The sequence below is a fragment of the Candidatus Fokinia cryptica genome (assembly GCF_034359305.1).
In the GTDB taxonomy this organism is placed as follows: domain Bacteria; phylum Pseudomonadota; class Alphaproteobacteria; order Rickettsiales; family Midichloriaceae; genus Fokinia; species Fokinia crypta.
Window position 1 is genome coordinate 436320 of sequence record NZ_CP110343.1, and the last position, 16170, is coordinate 452489.

Annotated in this window: 12 protein-coding genes and 3 pseudogenes; 5 read left to right on the plus strand and 10 right to left on the minus strand. The window is 32.4% G+C overall.

The genetic code is table 11. From position 1 onward, the window contains the following. Positions 1–126 precede the first annotated feature (126 nt). The 4 genes from Fokcrypt_RS02045 to Fokcrypt_RS02060 form a co-directional block, all read right to left on the minus strand. Positions 127–900 carry a ParA family protein gene (locus Fokcrypt_RS02045; RefSeq protein ID WP_323721877.1) on the minus strand — a complete coding sequence of 258 codons (774 nt, stop codon included), beginning with the start codon at positions 898–900 and terminating at the stop codon, positions 127–129. Positions 901–1031: 131 nt separating this feature from the next. After that, positions 1032–1766 (minus strand): ABC transporter ATP-binding protein, encoded by a 735-nt coding sequence (locus Fokcrypt_RS02050; RefSeq protein ID WP_323721878.1) that lies wholly within the window; start codon positions 1764–1766, stop codon positions 1032–1034. 11 nt (positions 1767–1777) lie between these two features. After that, positions 1778–1918 (minus strand): 50S ribosomal protein L34, encoded by a 141-nt coding sequence (gene rpmH / locus Fokcrypt_RS02055; RefSeq protein WP_323721879.1) that lies wholly within the window; start codon positions 1916–1918, stop codon positions 1778–1780. A 109-nt stretch (positions 1919–2027) separates the two neighbouring features. After that, positions 2028–3461 (minus strand): outer membrane protein assembly factor BamB family protein, encoded by a 1434-nt coding sequence (locus Fokcrypt_RS02060; RefSeq protein ID WP_323721880.1) that lies wholly within the window; start codon positions 3459–3461, stop codon positions 2028–2030. An 86-nt stretch (positions 3462–3547) separates the two neighbouring features. Here Fokcrypt_RS02060 and Fokcrypt_RS02065 point away from each other — a divergent pair, with 86 nt between their 5' ends. From Fokcrypt_RS02065 to nusG, 4 genes are read left to right on the plus strand one after another with little or no spacing between them, the layout of a single operon-like run. Further along, positions 3548–4105, plus strand: coding sequence for a disulfide bond formation protein B (locus tag Fokcrypt_RS02065; RefSeq protein WP_323721881.1), 558 nt, complete (start codon positions 3548–3550; stop codon positions 4103–4105). Between the two features lies 1 nt (position 4106). Next, positions 4107–4778, plus strand: a complete 672-nt coding sequence (locus Fokcrypt_RS02070) for a hypothetical protein (protein WP_323721882.1) — start codon at positions 4107–4109, stop codon at positions 4776–4778. Between the two features lie 50 nt (positions 4779–4828). Further along, positions 4829–5017, plus strand: coding sequence for a preprotein translocase subunit SecE (gene secE / locus Fokcrypt_RS03600; protein ID WP_410519721.1), 189 nt, complete (start codon positions 4829–4831; stop codon positions 5015–5017). Between the two features lie 12 nt (positions 5018–5029). Continuing rightward, positions 5030–5563, plus strand: coding sequence for a transcription termination/antitermination protein NusG (gene nusG / locus Fokcrypt_RS02075; protein ID WP_323721883.1), 534 nt, complete (start codon positions 5030–5032; stop codon positions 5561–5563). A 322-nt stretch (positions 5564–5885) separates the two neighbouring features. Here nusG and ileS read toward each other — a convergent pair whose 3' ends face one another. The 6 genes and pseudogenes from ileS to Fokcrypt_RS03620 all read right to left on the minus strand — a co-directional run. Next, positions 5886–9137: an isoleucine--tRNA ligase gene (gene ileS / locus Fokcrypt_RS02080; RefSeq protein ID WP_323721884.1), complete on the minus strand. Its 3252-nt coding sequence runs from the start codon at positions 9135–9137 to the stop codon at positions 5886–5888. 202 nt (positions 9138–9339) lie between these two features. Beyond that, positions 9340–10737: a hypothetical protein gene (locus Fokcrypt_RS02085; protein WP_323721885.1), complete on the minus strand. Its 1398-nt coding sequence runs from the start codon at positions 10735–10737 to the stop codon at positions 9340–9342. A 692-nt stretch (positions 10738–11429) separates the two neighbouring features. Continuing rightward, the gene (locus Fokcrypt_RS02090) at positions 11430–12932 is read right to left on the minus strand and encodes a hypothetical protein (RefSeq protein ID WP_323721886.1); all 1503 of its coding nucleotides are present in this window, start codon (positions 12930–12932) and stop codon (positions 11430–11432) included. Positions 12933–13327: 395 nt separating this feature from the next. Next, a pseudogene (locus Fokcrypt_RS03610) lies at positions 13328–13516 on the minus strand (DNA translocase FtsK); the annotation flags it as partial. A 182-nt stretch (positions 13517–13698) separates the two neighbouring features. Next, positions 13699–14596: pseudogene (locus tag Fokcrypt_RS03615) on the minus strand (FtsK/SpoIIIE domain-containing protein); the annotation flags it as partial. Then, positions 14570–15538: pseudogene (locus tag Fokcrypt_RS03620) on the minus strand (DNA translocase FtsK); the annotation flags it as partial. The pseudogenes Fokcrypt_RS03615 and Fokcrypt_RS03620, both read right to left, overlap by 27 nt. A gap of 103 nt (positions 15539–15641) precedes the next feature. Between Fokcrypt_RS03620 and Fokcrypt_RS02100 the strand changes: the two are divergent. Further along, positions 15642–16157, plus strand: a complete 516-nt coding sequence (locus tag Fokcrypt_RS02100) for an inorganic diphosphatase (protein WP_323721888.1) — start codon at positions 15642–15644, stop codon at positions 16155–16157. The last annotated feature ends 13 nt before the right edge of the window (positions 16158–16170 follow it).

Sequence of the window (16170 nt, forward strand, 5' to 3'; positions counted from 1 at the left end):
TATTCTTTTTAGAAAGTGATTTTTCAGTATTATTAGCACGTTTCGATAGTTGAAATTTATGACTTATATGAAAACCTACGAGAGGTGTTGTAATTGTTAGCTGCTTAAAGGATGTTACCTCGAGTATTATGTCTTAATGTTTTGCTTTCCTAGAAATTCTTCTGCAAGCATCATATATGAAACTGAACCAGTACATTTAGAATCATATATAATTGCAGGTTTTCCATGAGATGGTGCTTCTGAAAGTCTCACATTTCTAGGGATTAATGTACGATATACGGTATTTCCTAATTCATTTCTTACCTCTTTCACTATTTCGTGACAAACATTATTCCTTTTATCAAACATTGTAATTACTATACCTTCTATTTTTATCCCTGCATTAATGGTATTTTGAACCAATTTTATAGTATTTAAAATATATGCCAAACCTTCCATTGGTAGGAATTCACATTGTAGAGGTATGATTACGCTATTTGCACAAGCAAATGCGTTTAGCGTTAAAATACCAATTGATGGAGGGCAATCTATAAAGATAAAATCGTAGCGTGGTAGTAGCTCTTTTATTGCTGTTTTTAGAATAAGCTCAGGCATCGCAACTTTTAGTAGCTCTTTTTCTGCTACTGCTAACTGAATAGTAGATGTAATAATTTCCATATTGTCTATATCAGCACTAACTGGAACTACAGAAGGGCTGACTTTATTCATTAATACTTCACATAAAGTATAGGTTCTTTTGGTATTTTCTATGCCAAAACTTGTACTTAAATTGCCTTGTGGATCACTATCTATCAGTAATACTCTATGACCTATTACAGAAAGAGCCGTTGCTAAATTAACAACAGTTGTAGTTTTTCCAACACCTCCTTTTTGGTTTGCAACAGCTATCACTTTAGCCATAATTAGTACCACAAGTGTATAGATGAAATATTGTGACGAATTGTAATCATGAAATATTAAAAAATCTATTCCTGTGAGTTTAATGATGTGATATCTGATAGAAAAATTATGAATGAAGTAATTATAGAAAATTAAGTATGAAAGAATTTTTGTACCGCTTCGTTATTACTGTTGTTACATTCATCAATTGTACCACTCCACCGAATTTTACCCTCTTTTATTATAATAATATTATCTGCGACTGTTTTTGTATAATGTATGTCATGCGAAACGCTTACTACAGTATATTTCATCTTATGATGTAGTTCGTGAATTAGGACAGCAATTTTTTCCGATGTTTCTATGTCTAATCCTGATGTAGGCTCATCTAACATCAGAAGTGTAGATTGTGTTGCAATTGCTCGTGCAATTCCTATTCTTTTCTGCATTCCGCCAGAAGACTGTTTACTATTAGTAAAAGCTAACTCCGGAGGAAGCTCAACCATCTTCAGAAGCGTTTTAGCATTCTCTATCAGCTCCTCATCTTCTTTTGTTTCGTTGATAAATTCATTAAACATAATGTCTTGCCATACAAGCAACGAGTCGAATGATGCATTTAATTGAAACGAAAATCCTATCTTAGAAATTGGGGAAGGCCGTTCAGATATGTGGAAAGCTCCAACTTCATACTTTCCTATTACTACGGACGATCCCGCATCTGCTATTAAGAGGCCGCTCATACACTTTAGAAGAACGGATTTTCCACTCCCAGATGCTCCTAGTATCACCGTAGAAGTGCCAGATCGTATGTCGAGAGATATATTCGACAAAACTGTAGTATTACCAAAACTCTTTGATAAATTTCCTACATGTATCGAAAGACCCACGTCAAGTGCGATTAAGCTGAAAGTACATATCGTCCCTTCGCACGTCTATTTTTTATCACAGAACGCCCACCCACTGTTGCCATTCTTGCTCTAAACCCGTGCCTCCTCTTTCTTACTATCGTACTAGGCTGGTAAGTTCTTTTAGTAGCCATTTTCAAGAAGAAAAATATCTAACACATCTATGGTAAATGAAAAAAAACTACTATACAAGCAATTAAACGCAAGTACTGATAATAAAGTGGTAATTTAGGAGCAGCATGTTCATGATGTTATTGCAATGTTTTTAGGATATAGTGCAAGTATATGGTATGAATTCTTTAAAAACATCATTCCATTTTGAAAGATAGGAGCTTCATGAAATGAAGGGAAAAGAGATTCCGTAGAAAGTAAATTTCCTGTAAGCATATCAAATGTAAGGCATGAGTCACTACTATCTCTAAGTACTACTCGATTCCCTGCAATTACTGGATGGCTATATATAGTATCGGAACTAAAAGTATCTTTTATTCTAGCTATAATGGATTTAGGTGCTTCCTTTTCATGCTTTAGAGTATATTTCCACTGAATGGAACCATCGCACAACTTGATCGCTAATAATGTAGTATTAGCATTAATAAAATACCCTAGATCTCCTGCTCCAACGATCGATGTGGTTGGATGATAAAACTTTCTCCATAGTACATCTGATCGTTCAACATCATAATATTCAACAGTACCATCTTTTTTTGCTACTATATATCCTGTTTTATATTGAAGAATGCTTTGTGTGTACTCATTATATCTCGTGGAAATAATTGCAGAGTCTTGAGAAAAAAATTCAGTAGCAGGGGAATATATAGTCGATATATTGAACGTTTTATCTTTTTCTGTTTGGGTGATATTGATTTTATATATTTTTATCCCTCCATTTAAAGGGGTTTGCACAGCAATCAATGCACTACTCTTAGTTAGTGGTGTTACGATGATATTGTTGTTATATATCTCTTTTATGATTGTTCCTTCTTCTTTAGGGATTGCTAACAACATTTTTCCATTATTTTTATCGAATAGTACCACTTCACTATTGATAGATGCAGTAATTACAAAATCATCAAAAAACTGAGGGGTGGTGATTAGTGGGTTATGGTATGTACTATACCAAAGAGTAGTGCCTTTTTTGGCATCCGTCTTCATAATACTACCGAATGTGTCAGTAGAATATATTGCATTTTCAGACTCATTATATGATATAGATGCTCCTACATATGTATGATATCCTATTTGTAGGATCTGTTTACTACTTTTTTGTTTATTCTTTTTTAGAAAGGTTTCATTATTCCATATCATATTACCGTTAAGTGAGTAGCATGTGAGACTGCCATGCATATCCATTACTACAATATTTTGAGAATTAGTAATGATGGGAGTGCTATTGTTAGAATATGCAATGTTAGATAAGCATTTAAATTTTCTTGCAATATAGTTTGCATTCCATTCGAATTTAGCATTTATGTTAATAGTTTGACGATAAATTGAAGTTTGAGGTGGATAGTCTAAAATATTACATGTGTTGCTTGTGTTAATAATTCCATATGGAGAAAATACCTCAATTTTCTCTCCTTGAATCGTTTTTTTGCGACCTTCCATCAAATTTTCGATAGAGCTACATCCTACTACTAAAAGGACTGATAACAATAAAATACTAATTTTTCTCATTATATTGTATACTCGATAAGGTTGAGTATGTGAAAATTACATACTGCAGCCAATGTTATTCATATAATAGTAGAAATCTAGTTATTGTGAGAGCAAGTATCATAAGAAATGCATTTATATGCCATATTTATAGCATTTTAAATAGTAGGTTGATATTCATTTTAGCTTGGAGCATGCCTATTGTGTTTGCTATATGTGCTGAAAAATTCTTGCATATAGCACCATGTGCATTATGTTTGAAAGTGCGAAAAATATATTATTTTGGAGCAAGTGTAGGAATTTTTAGTGTTATTCTTGAAAATAAAATTAAGAAGTGGAAAGTTCTCTATAAGCTAGTACATTTTATTCCAGTAGTAGTCGCCGCTTCGGTAGTAGCGGTGAGTTTTGTGCATTTTACAATAGAAAATGATATACAAAGCTTTCAATTCCTAACAAAATACCAACTCTTTCAATGTTCTTTAGATGCGGGATATGAGTTTCAAAGTGAAAAAGAATGGATGGAATTCATACAAGGACGACATTTTATAAGTTGTGCCAAAAAGAATATGATTCTTGGTATATCATTTGTTACCTTAAGTTTTGCATATTCAATACTTCTTATTTCATATAGTATTACTAGAATGCTAGTTAGATGGTACAAATAGAATGCAGGAGGATATCGGATTTGTACTAGGTATTTCTAGTATTGGTGAGCATTCTCTTTTGTTGGATGTTTTTTTTAGAAAAAATGGACGTGTGGTAGGAATATCTGATTCCGTTACCGTTGCTTTTTATAGAGCTATGAAAGGCTCTCTTATAGAAATTAAACTTTATAGTACTTTATCGAGTAATAGTAAACTAAGTAAATTCTACATTCAAAATTCAAAGTCTATTTTTGGGTTAAGTCACTATTCTTGCTGCTTTCAAGTAGTTCTTGAAATGCTAGATGTAGTACTAGTACAGAAGATGGAAGCTGTGTTATTATGGGCATGTATTCAATGGATATACAGGTGTATAAATGACGATACTATTACTTTTGATAATATGATAAAACTCCACATAATATTTGAAATTGAGTTAATGAATTTTCTAGGAGAAATGGATATATTCAACTTTATAAGCGAACGGTTAGTACGAGAATATCAAAGTGCTTCATCCTACAATTATGAGTTATTAAATTCGCACAGTATATATTCTACTGCTCTTTCTAAGGAAGATTATGTTGCCGTTACATCATTTACAGATACAGCTCTTCAAAGGTATGATAAAAGTGTTAAAAATATCAGAAAAAGCCTTATTCTTATGAAAGAGTCTGTCAAAAAATTGATTGATACTTGATGGATTTTATAATACCATTTCTGTGGAAATACTAGTCTAGCTTTTAATAAATGATATCACAGATTCAGAAATTTTTTAGAGAAGTAAATAATGAACGCTTCAAAGTTAATTGGCCAAGTCCAAAAGATTCCTTTTTTGCACTTCTTGGGATCTTTGCTTTTGCATTAATGATGGGGTTATTTCTATTAGTTCTCGATTTCGTATCGTATAGTGCAATAAAAGCATTCCTAAATGTTTAATTTTAGAGGAGTATGAGTGAAAATAGTATGTGGTATGTAGTATATGTAATACCAGGAAAAGAGCAGTACTTTATAGATGCTCTCCAGAAGAAGAAGGAGAAAGCAGCGTCGTTCTATGTGCTAGATATTGTTTCACCTATTGAAAAAGTTTCGGTATCGAAGAACAATAGGAAAAAGGAAATAGTAAAAAGAGCTCTTCCCGGATATGTTTTTCTTAAGATACATAAGATATCTGATGAATTAATAAAATTCCTTAGAGATACTAATCATGTTGCGGGTTTTTTAGGAGGTTCTTCTCCATCTCCAATTACTGAAGAAGAAGTTCAAGCAATGTTGAGTTCTGTCAAAAGCAAGCGTGAGATGCTTGATGCGATACCAGAGTTTTGTATTGGTGATAGTGTTAGTATTGTAGAAGGTGCTTTTGAGGGTTTTTTAGGTATAATACAATCCGTAGATAAAGAAAAATCTACTCTTGGAGTAACATTATCAATATTTGGCAGGGAAAATCTAGTGTCTGTTGGTTTTATGCAAGCCAAGAAGAGATGAGTTGCATTGTAATACGTAAAAGTTACTTATAAAGGGGAGGGATCTTATTTTGATGGATAGAAGATACGCATAGCAGTTTTTTTAAATAATTGTTTTTGGAGAGCTTTTGTGGACAAGCAATATTAATAAAGCCAAAGCGAGATAAAGTACTATTTTATAGCTGCTGACTTCTTACTATGAAAAAGCGTTCCTCTCGATAGTTAGCTTAAATTTTCCTAAAATACTAATAACACCTATCAGAAAATTAATGTTGTAATGATGAATTGTTACTTTTTTGATTATACTTCAGCTGGATGAGTAGTGTTATTTTTTCAAAACTTAATTATTGTATTTTATGTATTACTATTTGTATATTTGCCGTATTTATATCACCATTAAGAGATAGTATATCAATTTCAAATTTACTATTTGTAATACTAGAAGTAATTGAGGAAATTTCTATCTTAGTTGCAAGAGTAGTTGTGAGTATATACTCGTTAAAGCGTGTAATAATACTACTTATTTTAGTTTTTTGACTACCTTCTGGTACAAGTATATCAATTATTACTTTTTGTGTAATTTCAAGATTTTGCTCTTTTCTAGATTGTTGTATAAAACGTATCAAATCTCTTGCGATACCCTCATCAATTAGTTCTTGAGATAATGATGTGTCTAATATCACTACTCCATCAGATAGTACTTTTGCAACATTTCTATACTCTTCTTTAATTTCTAAAATTTTCTGAAATTCATCTTTATTAAGTATGATATCACCTATAATTAAGTTACCCCCATCATAATAAAATTTTTTATTTCTGAAATCAGATAATATCTGCTTTACATATTGAGGTTTTGTCCTTCCAAGGATCGGTAAATTAAGTTTAAAAGTCCAATTAGCATATTCTTCAATTTTCGTTTTATCTGTATTAATCCATTCTTTCACATTAATTTCATCTAATATGATCTCTCTCATTTCATCGCTAAAGTTAAAATCTGATACTCCAATAAAAGTCACGCACTTCAAAGGTTGCCTAATTCTAATTTTTTGATCATTTCTTATAGCAAGTGCATTGTTACATGCTAATCTTACCCTTTCCATATTATCTATAAATGAAGTAGATATCTCAAATTGAGATAGCTCAGGATATTCTTCTAAGTGTATGCTTTTTTTACAGCTTTTGCTAACTTCTGCTAATCCTAGATAAATTGCTTCGGACAAGGTTGGCATGAGAGGAGCCAGTATTTTGCTAAGAGTGAGTAAAACAGTGTACAATGTATCAAATGCTTCTTCTTTTTGTTTATTACGTTCATTTTGCCAAAATATATGTCTGGATCTTCTAATATACCAATTATTTAATATTTCTAAGAAAGATACTATTTCTTGTATGCATGTAGCTGTGTCATAATTTTCCATTGCATTTTTTATAGTTGTCCATGTTTTGAGCAATTTCTGTAATATGTAATGATTTAATAAAGAGTGAGCTGTATAGATATCATGAGGTACCAACTTGTCAATCTTGAGATAAAGTATTAAAAAGTTGTACGCACTCCACAACGGTTTAGTAATACTTTTAACTATATTTATTGCACCAGTAACATCAGAATCTATGATGATATCTTCGCCTTTTGTTGCTTGTGAGGATAGCATGAATAATCTTACTGCGTCAGAACCTAGCTTTTCCAATGTTTTAAGTGGATCTGGAAAATTCTGCAGTCTTTTAGATAGTTTCTTACCATCTGTGCCGAGTACTACGCCGTGAGCTATGCAATTTTTAAAAGGAATTTTATTAAATAATGCTGTTGCTAAAACAAGCATTGTATAAAACCATCCTCTAGTTTGAGCGGCGTATTCTACTACAAATTCTGCTGTAAAATTAGAAATTACACTACTTTCTCCGAAAGGATATCCGTATTGAGCGAATGGCATTGCACCACTTTCAAACCAGCAATCAAAAACTTCTTTTACACGTACTAATCGTGATTTTTGAGTGGGATCTGATGGATTAATCTTCGTTAAATTATCAATAAATGGTCTATGTAAGTCTGTTACTTTCACCCCAAAACTATTTTCAATTTCCTCAATTGAGCCATAAACTTCAATATGAGGGTATTTAGGATCATCACTTTCCCACACTGGTATAGGGCAGCCCCAATAGCGAGTTCTTGAAATTGACCAATCTCGAGCATTTTCAAGCCATTTACCAAAAAGACCATTTTGTATATGAGAAGGATTCCACTTAATAAGTTGATTCAATTTTAGCATTTTATCCTTAATTTGCGTGACGGCAAGGTACCATGACGGTACGGCTCGATATATTAATGGAGTATCAGTACGCCAGCAATGAGGATAGCTATGGAAGTATTGTTCCGTTTTTAGCCAAGCATTTTTTATTTTTAATGCGTTTATAATATCATTTTCAGTATCGAATACCTGTCGTCCTATATAATCTGTTACTGGAAACGTAAACCTACAACTATCGTCTACTGGGCATATCGACTCTACATTATGAGATTTTGCTAAGTTATGATCGTCTTCACCAAATCCTGGTGCTATATGTACTATTCCTGTACCATTTTCAATTGTTACAAAATCACCATGCACAACTCTAAAAGCATTTGGTTCATCGGAAAAATATTGAAATATTGGTTGATATTGAGTGCCGATTAAATTTTTTCCTAATACTGTATGTATTATATTATCTCCTATTTCTTCTACATACTTTGGCAATAATGATTCTGATATTATGAATATAGAATTTTTATACTCAACTATTGAGTATGGAATATTTTGATTGATGGCTAATAAAAGATTAGATGTGAGAGTCCATGGAGTAGTTGTCCAAGCTAGTAGTGTTATTTTTTTATTTTTTCCTATCAAGGAAAAAAGATAGTCAGATTGTTTTACTTCGAAAAGTACTGTAACTGCTTTACTCTCTTTCTCTCTATATGAGTTATCTAAACGTGTTTCGAAATCAGAAATAGGAGTTTCGCATTTCCAAGAATATGGCATTATCCTCGAAGCTTTGTATATTAGACCATCTGTGTAAAGCTTTTTAAAACACCATATTACGCTTTGCATATAGCTGATATCCATAGTTTTATACTCTTCATTCTCTTTCAACCATCGTGCAGATTTATGAAAGTACTTGAGCCATTCATCAGTGTATTTTAAAACGCTTTTGCTACAATGAGAATTAAATTCTTGTATACCTAAATCCTCTATCTGAGCCTTTCCTACAATATTTAATTCTTTTTCAGCTTCAAGCTCTGCTGGTAAGCCGTGACAATCCCAACCTAGTTTGAACATCACTCTTTTACCGAGCATCGTATGATATCTTACGAAACAATCTTTGATATATGAGGTTAATATATGTCCCCAGTGTGGCATTCCATTTGCGAATGGAGGACCATCATGAAAAGATATATCGTGTTTGCCTTTGTTCAGTACAAGAGAGTTTATTTTGTTCTCTTGCCAATATTTTTGAATTTGTCTCTCGATTTCAGAAAAATCATTACATAACGATAAGTTTGAAAATTTGATAGTATTATCTGAATGAATAGTATTGAAGTTACTATCTGAAGTGGAACTTCTCATCTGTATATTTTAAGATGCATTTTATAGCGAAAGCGATTGTACTGCATAGAGTAAAAATCATCAATAAAAGTATATTCAGCTCAAAGTTATGAATTATTTTTTGTTTGGAAAATGACAAAAAAACTATGTGTCACTCGCTATTCTTTCTAGCAAGTGGCACATATATCTTCAGTTATAAAATTTTACTTTCAGTTGTAAAATTCTATTGTCCATGACATTGTTTATCATTAGATTTACAATAGTATTGTTGTAATTTCTCTAATTCTTCTCTCCACTTTTTCAATACGTGTTCAGCACTATCAGAGTGTAAGCCAGCGATAGTAGTAGCATTTGTATGGGCATTTTGTAGCATATCCTGTATAATATTTACGAAATGATAATATGGTTTTGTTGTGCAATGATCTTGATTGATATTTGTATTGCATTTACTTATAAAACTTTTGATATGTTCGCACATTGTTGACATTGCATCATGGTATTTTTTTGTTGCCTTCAACATATAGTCTGGAGTATTCCATTTTTCCATGAATTCCGAATAATCATTAGCTGAAGAAGTTGTATTATCTTCTGTTTTTTTATGTAGAGCGTGAGCCAAGTGAGGATGATTATGAACAAAGTGAGCCACATGAGATGCTAAATGCGGATGTTGATGCATAAAATGAGCCAAGTGAGGATGATTATGAACAAAGTGAGCCACATGAGATGCTAAATGCGGATGTTGATGCATAAAATGAGCCAAGTGAGGATGATTATGGGCAAAATGAGCCACATGAGACGCTAAATGTGGATGTTGATGCATAAAATGAGCCAAGTGAGGATGATTATGAGCAAAATGAGCCACATGAGACGCTAAATGTGGATGTTGATGCATAAAATGAGCCAAGTGAGGATGATTATGAGCAAAATGAGCCACATGAGACGCTAAATGTGGATGTTGATGCATAAAATGAGCCAAGTGAGGATGATTATGAGCAAAATGAGCCACATGAGACGCTAAATGTGGATGTTGATGCATAAAATGAGCCAAGTGAGGATGATTATGGGCAAAATGAGCCACATGAGACGCTAAATGTGGATGTTGGTACATAAAATGAGCCAAGTGAGGATGATTATGAGCAAAATGAGCCACATGAGCCGCTAAATGTGGATGTTGATGCATAAAATGAGCCAAGTGAGGATGATTATGAGCAAAATGAGCCACATGAGACGCTAAATGCGGATGTTGGTGCATAAAATGAGCCAAGTGAGGATGATTATGAGCAAAGTGAGCCACATGAGACGCTAAATGTGGATGTTGATACATAAAATGAGCCAAGTGAGGGTGATTATGAGCAAAATGAGCCACATGAGATGCTAAATGTGGATGTTGATGCATAAAATGAGCCAAGTGAGGGTGATTATGAACGAAGTGAGCCGCATGAGCCGCTAAATGCGGATGCTGATACATAAAATGAGCCAAGTGAGGGTGATTATGAGCAAAGTGAGCCGCATGAGCCGCTAAATGTGGATGTTGATGCATAAAATGAGCCAAGTGAGGGTGATTATGTAGGAAATTCGTTAAATGCGGATGTGATTCTATATAATTATGTGAATAAGACATAATATTGTATTGATTTGATTAATAATATATTACTATCTTAATATCATTTTTATATAAGAGCAAGGAAAAATATAATAAATTATTTATCTCTCAATTAAGAAAGCATTGAATTTACGTTTTATGACATCATAATTTAATGGAAGTGCATTAAAATTAGAGAGGAGACATATTTTTTTTGATTTTTTAAGATAAATATGAAGAAGTGTAACGTGACGATGTTACTGCATAAATCGCTAAATTAAGTTTTTCTATTCTTTAATTTTTAATTAAGTAGTATATACTTTCTTACTACGTTAAATCTATTTTATTATTTTTAATTTCATTCTTTTCCGTAACTTTTAAAAGTCAAAAATAAGATGAATTTATCATATATTGACTATGCAGTAATCTTTAAAATTGAAAGTTCAATAATAAGTAATTTTTATAAACTAAACTATTGAAAAATGAGTGAATATAGCACTGAAAGATACATGTTATCCTTATGAAAAAGTTACCATGTTATGCAATATATAATTAGATGATGTAATTTTGGTTCTGAAAATTTTCTATTATTTTCCATTATTATGTAACGTTCATTTTCAGAAGTAACAAACAACCATATGGATACTATAAATAAGCTTCATTGAATAATTAAGATCTTACGAGAATATAGAGCTTAAAAGAATGTGCAACAACTTTTGAGGTAGCCTACATCAAGTTATAATCTTGTTTTCTTTTATTGATACAGAATATTTAGCACCCATTCCATATGCAATAAATATCCATGCAGCACATACTATAGAAATAAATATATCGTTGCACAGTAATACTAAGAACATTCCTACTTTAGTAGCAACATTTGAACTAAAGTAATTGAATGCATTGGTGATAGCCTTTGCTCCTTTTATCGCAAATGCATCAAGAACAAATTTGGATTTTAATTGTATATCGCGTGAAGTGATGATATATAAGCTTTCTCTGATGGGGGTATTTAAGCTATAACTTAAAGCATGCAGTATAACATATGCATATATGATAAAGTGGGTATTAAATATATAAAATCCAAGTAGTATTGCTGTTACTAATGGCATTATTAGTAAAGCTTTTGCTGTTCCTAATGTCCTCATTACACCATTTGTGAGAAATACAGAAAGCAAGAATCCTACAAAATGCATATATAAAATTTGAATATAAGAGCTACCTGCTATCTGGCTAACAGAATTTATAGAGCCTGCACTTTTGAGTTTTGCACTCGAACTGACAAGTAGTATCACTCTTTGAAAGCTTATAAATTCTGTTATTAACTCTAAGCAGAAAATTAGTCCAAATATTCCCAATACATATCTATTTTGCAAAATAAGTCTTAGTCCTAAAAAAATACCCGTCTTGGAAATTTTCTCTGAAAGTATAGATGCTCCAAGATAGCCTTCAAATACGCTTCTCTTAAAAAGCTTAGTTGCTAACGATAATGTGAGCAGTGCAACGAAAAGCATTGTAATTGCACACGTTATGACGAGTTTTATCTTTTGTATATCGGTTGTACATCCGAGTGCTGTATCAAAGAACCCTTTCATAATGCAGTGAGCTAGATATACCGATACAATCCCTCCAATTTTGGAACAAGATACTATGAATCCATATATTCTTTCTGAGCTTTTAGGGCTATTGATAGAATTCACAAAAGCCCAAAATGTACTCACCAGAAATACCATATATCCTTCGGAAAACATAAAAAATGTCCAAGATGCAGCTTTCTCTCCTAACGTAAGAAATGGCAACGATTCCGCATTTATTTTATCGAATGGTACAACGAACAAAAGGAATAATCCAAGGAAGATCCACATACATATGTATAGCTTTAAAAGTGATATTCTCCTCACTCTATCAGCAAGATAAGCATCTATGAAAATCCACGGAAACAACAATCCCAATGTTATAAGCTTTGCGACAGGTACATTACTCACTCCTACTAATGCTGAAAATACGATATTTTGTAATTCATGCACAACAGAGTAGGAGCCTATTAGCATCGCAAACAGAAAACCGCTTAAGAGTAGCTTCTTCACTTCCATTGCATCAAGAGAAAAGAATCGTGTAAAAATACTCTTAAAATCGAAATTATGCATAATAGTATATTGCTTTTTCGGAATAGCTACCAAAAACTTATTAAAATTCTTAATCGCAGATGAAAATAGCTTTATTAAGAAGTTCTTCATATGTTTTGAGTGGAATGTATCATAATTTTGTTATCAGTCAAGTATAATTGCTATATTAGTTGTAATGAAATTTGGTGATGTATTTTATTCTTATGTTGTTACCTGAATGAGGTTAATGCTTTTTTGTGCGATATAAAAAATTCATATTAATTGTAAATAAAGAAAAATTGAGATTTTAGCTTTTATAAAAGTAAATTAAATTGCAATAAAAGATTATCAATTAAAGGAAAAAATATAACCTAAAATCATCTATATTACTGATGAAGACCATATCTATTCTACATAGTTACAAGTTACCAGATGTATGAGAAGTAAAGCTCTCAGTATGAAGTTTTTGGATTGTAGAAAGAGATTACTGAAGAATGTGAAAAGTGAATGATTGTATTGTTCTGTATTTAATTCTTTCCTATAACTTCTCTTTTTCCAGAATGATTTGGAGGAGTTACTATGCCTTCTTTTTCCATTCTTTCAACTATGCTTGCTGCTTTATTATATCCTATTCTGAAAAATCTTTGAACATAACTGATACTTACACGATTTTCTCTAATTACCATTCGTACCGCTTCATGGTATAATTTTTCATCTTCATTTTGAGTACTTTCATTAAAATTGCGAGAAAAAGTACTATAATTTTGAAAATAATTGTTTTGGCTGGTGATGTTTTCTATTTTTGTGTTGCTATTGATATCGTGAGTTTCCTCCTTTGTATAATAGCTTGGTCTCCCTATACTACGAAGAAAATCTGCAACTTTTTCTACATCTTTATCACTTACAAATGGAGCATGAATGCGACTTGCTTTTTTTCCTGGTATTACATATAGCATATCTCCTTTTCCTAACAGTTGTTCGGCTCCGTTCTCTCCTATAATAGTTCTACTATCTATTTTAGAAGCTACTTGAAAACTTATTCTAGTTGGAAAATTAGCTTTTATAATTCCCGTTACTACATCTACAGAAGGTCTTTGAGTTGCCATTATTATGTGCATTCCTGATGCACGAGCCATTTGAGCTAAGCGTTGTATACACTCTTCCACATCCTTACCCGCAACTAGCATGAGATCTGCCATTTCATCCACTATTATAACAATATATGGTATTTTTTCTTTTTTGAATGAAACTTTCTCAAAAATAGGATTTTTACTTTCTTCGTCAAATCCAACTTGCATATGCTTTACTATTTCATCTGAATCAGTGCAATCTATCATACTGTTGTATGCTGCTATATTCCTAACGCTCAAAATGGACATCATTCTATATCTTCTTTCCATTTCGTTCACTGCCCATCTTAATGCTTCTACTGCTGCTCTAGGATCTGTTACAACTGGCATAGCTAAATGAGGAATATCTCTGTACACGGAAAGTTCGAGCATTTTCGGATCTATCATAATAAATTTACATTCTTCTGGCGTATATTTATAAAGGATAGAAAGTATCATATTATTTACAGCTACTGATTTTCCAGAACCTGTAGTTCCCGCCATCAATAGATGTGGCATTGCCGCTAAATCTGCTACATGAGGAGAGCCTGAGATAGTTTGCCCAAGAATGAGAGGTATTTTAGCCTCTGTATGAGTATAGCTATAGTGTGCTAGTAGCGCTCTCAGTGATACAAGATCGCGTATTTTATTTGGTAGTTCTATACCTAATGCATTATTTTCCGATATTATAGAAATTCTTGCAGATTCACATTTCATAGATCTAGCTATGTCTTCAGCTAATCCTATAACTCTTGAAGCCTTTGTTCCTGCAGATGGCTCAAATTCATACAACGTGACGAGAGGCCCTTTTGCTTTAGATACTATTTTCCCATGAATACCGAAATCTTGTAAAACATTCATTAAATCATCTGATCGATCTTCGTCATCTGAGTTTCTATATGAATTATCTTCCAAAATGGCAAGGGGTGGTATCTTATTAAAATTTATTTTATCCTTTTGCTTTTGAGAAAATTCAATTTTCATATTGCTAAATGCAACTTTTTTAGATTGTTCATTTTTTTTAGGTGAAAAATCTTCTTTCTCTTTTACGCATAAAGATAACAGGTACTTCAGTATTGTTAAAAATCTTATTCGTATAGAAAAAGCTATGAATAAGATGATTGTACTAAGTAGGAAAGAAGCTAATCCTACTACATGGAACTGGAATGTACTCCCTAAAAGATGTAATAGATAAAATCCAAGATATCCCCCATTGTAATATCTTGCGTTCATCTTATATTCGACGGCAGAGCTTTCAATTGCAGGAAATAGAGCTACTTTTTCAAAAGCATATGTTATAAAAATGCATATAAATGGTATTAAAATGAATAATGCGGAGAAGTTATAATCTTTAACTGTAGCATTATTATCAGATAACTTTCTTATGCAATGAGCGAAGAAAAATAGAGGTATAACAAACGAAGATACACCAAATACTTGAAAGAAGAATTCAAACACTGAAGTGATTGCGAGGTTTACATAAGTGACAGTTATGTGTTCTTGCTGGTTGTTTGACGATATATAAAAAAAAGACTCATGCTCATGTATCCAGAAATCGATCCCAAATACTGTGATGCATACAGTTAAAATTAAAAATCCGTATACTGTGAGCTTGTTCGTAAAGTTCATGATGGTATTCACTTTCTTGAATTCAGCTATTGCATGTAGTGTTTACTTGATTAAATTGTAAGTAGCAACAGTGTAATAATAACACAGTAAATTAAAAAGTCTTATGAGTAGTGTAAAAGCGTTCGATATCATGATTGAAATCGAACAGGGAAGTAACCTTAAGTGCGAATTTGATCCTAATTTTAGGTGTTTAAGGTTAGATAGAATACTGCCTACCAGCATGATATTTCCAGTATCTTATGGCTTTTTTGTAGGGGTAAAGGGAGAGGACGGTGATCCATTAGATGCTTTACTGATATCTTCTTCTAATGTTTTTAGTGGTGTAATTGTTAGTGCAAGAGTAATAGGAGTAATGCGTATGGAAGATGAAAAGGGAAGTGATGATAAGATATTACTGGTACCTTTAAAAAGTTCTGATAAAATGATGGCTCACATTGATTCTTATCTATCTCTTAATGCTGACTTGCTAAAACAGATAGAACACTTCTTTGCACACTACAAAGATATGGAAAAAGAGGACGGAAAGTGGGTTAAAATTCTAGGATGGGGTAGTTCTGATGAGGCGCATCATATTATCGAAAGTTGTTTACGAAAGTATGGTGTACAAAAATTTGTATAATTTTAGATGATTT

Coding starts and splice junctions, on each gene's coding strand:
- secE (WP_410519721.1), top strand. CDS start 4,829: ATGATATCACAGATTCAGAAATTTTTTAGAGAAGTAAATAATGAACGC.
- rpmH (WP_323721879.1), bottom strand. CDS start 1,918: ATGGCTACTAAAAGAACTTACCAGCCTAGTACGATAGTAAGAAAGAGG.
- Fokcrypt_RS02085 (WP_323721885.1), bottom strand. CDS start 10,737: ATGTCTTATTCACATAATTATATAGAATCACATCCGCATTTAACGAAT.
- Fokcrypt_RS02100 (WP_323721888.1), top strand. CDS start 15,642: ATGAGTAGTGTAAAAGCGTTCGATATCATGATTGAAATCGAACAGGGA.
- ileS (WP_323721884.1), bottom strand. CDS start 9,137: ATGAGAAGTTCCACTTCAGATAGTAACTTCAATACTATTCATTCAGAT.
- nusG (WP_323721883.1), top strand. CDS start 5,030: ATGAGTGAAAATAGTATGTGGTATGTAGTATATGTAATACCAGGAAAA.
- Fokcrypt_RS02070 (WP_323721882.1), top strand. CDS start 4,107: ATGCAGGAGGATATCGGATTTGTACTAGGTATTTCTAGTATTGGTGAG.
- Fokcrypt_RS02090 (WP_323721886.1), bottom strand. CDS start 12,932: ATGAAGAACTTCTTAATAAAGCTATTTTCATCTGCGATTAAGAATTTT.
- Fokcrypt_RS02045 (WP_323721877.1), bottom strand. CDS start 900: ATGGCTAAAGTGATAGCTGTTGCAAACCAAAAAGGAGGTGTTGGAAAA.
- Fokcrypt_RS02060 (WP_323721880.1), bottom strand. CDS start 3,461: ATGAGAAAAATTAGTATTTTATTGTTATCAGTCCTTTTAGTAGTAGGA.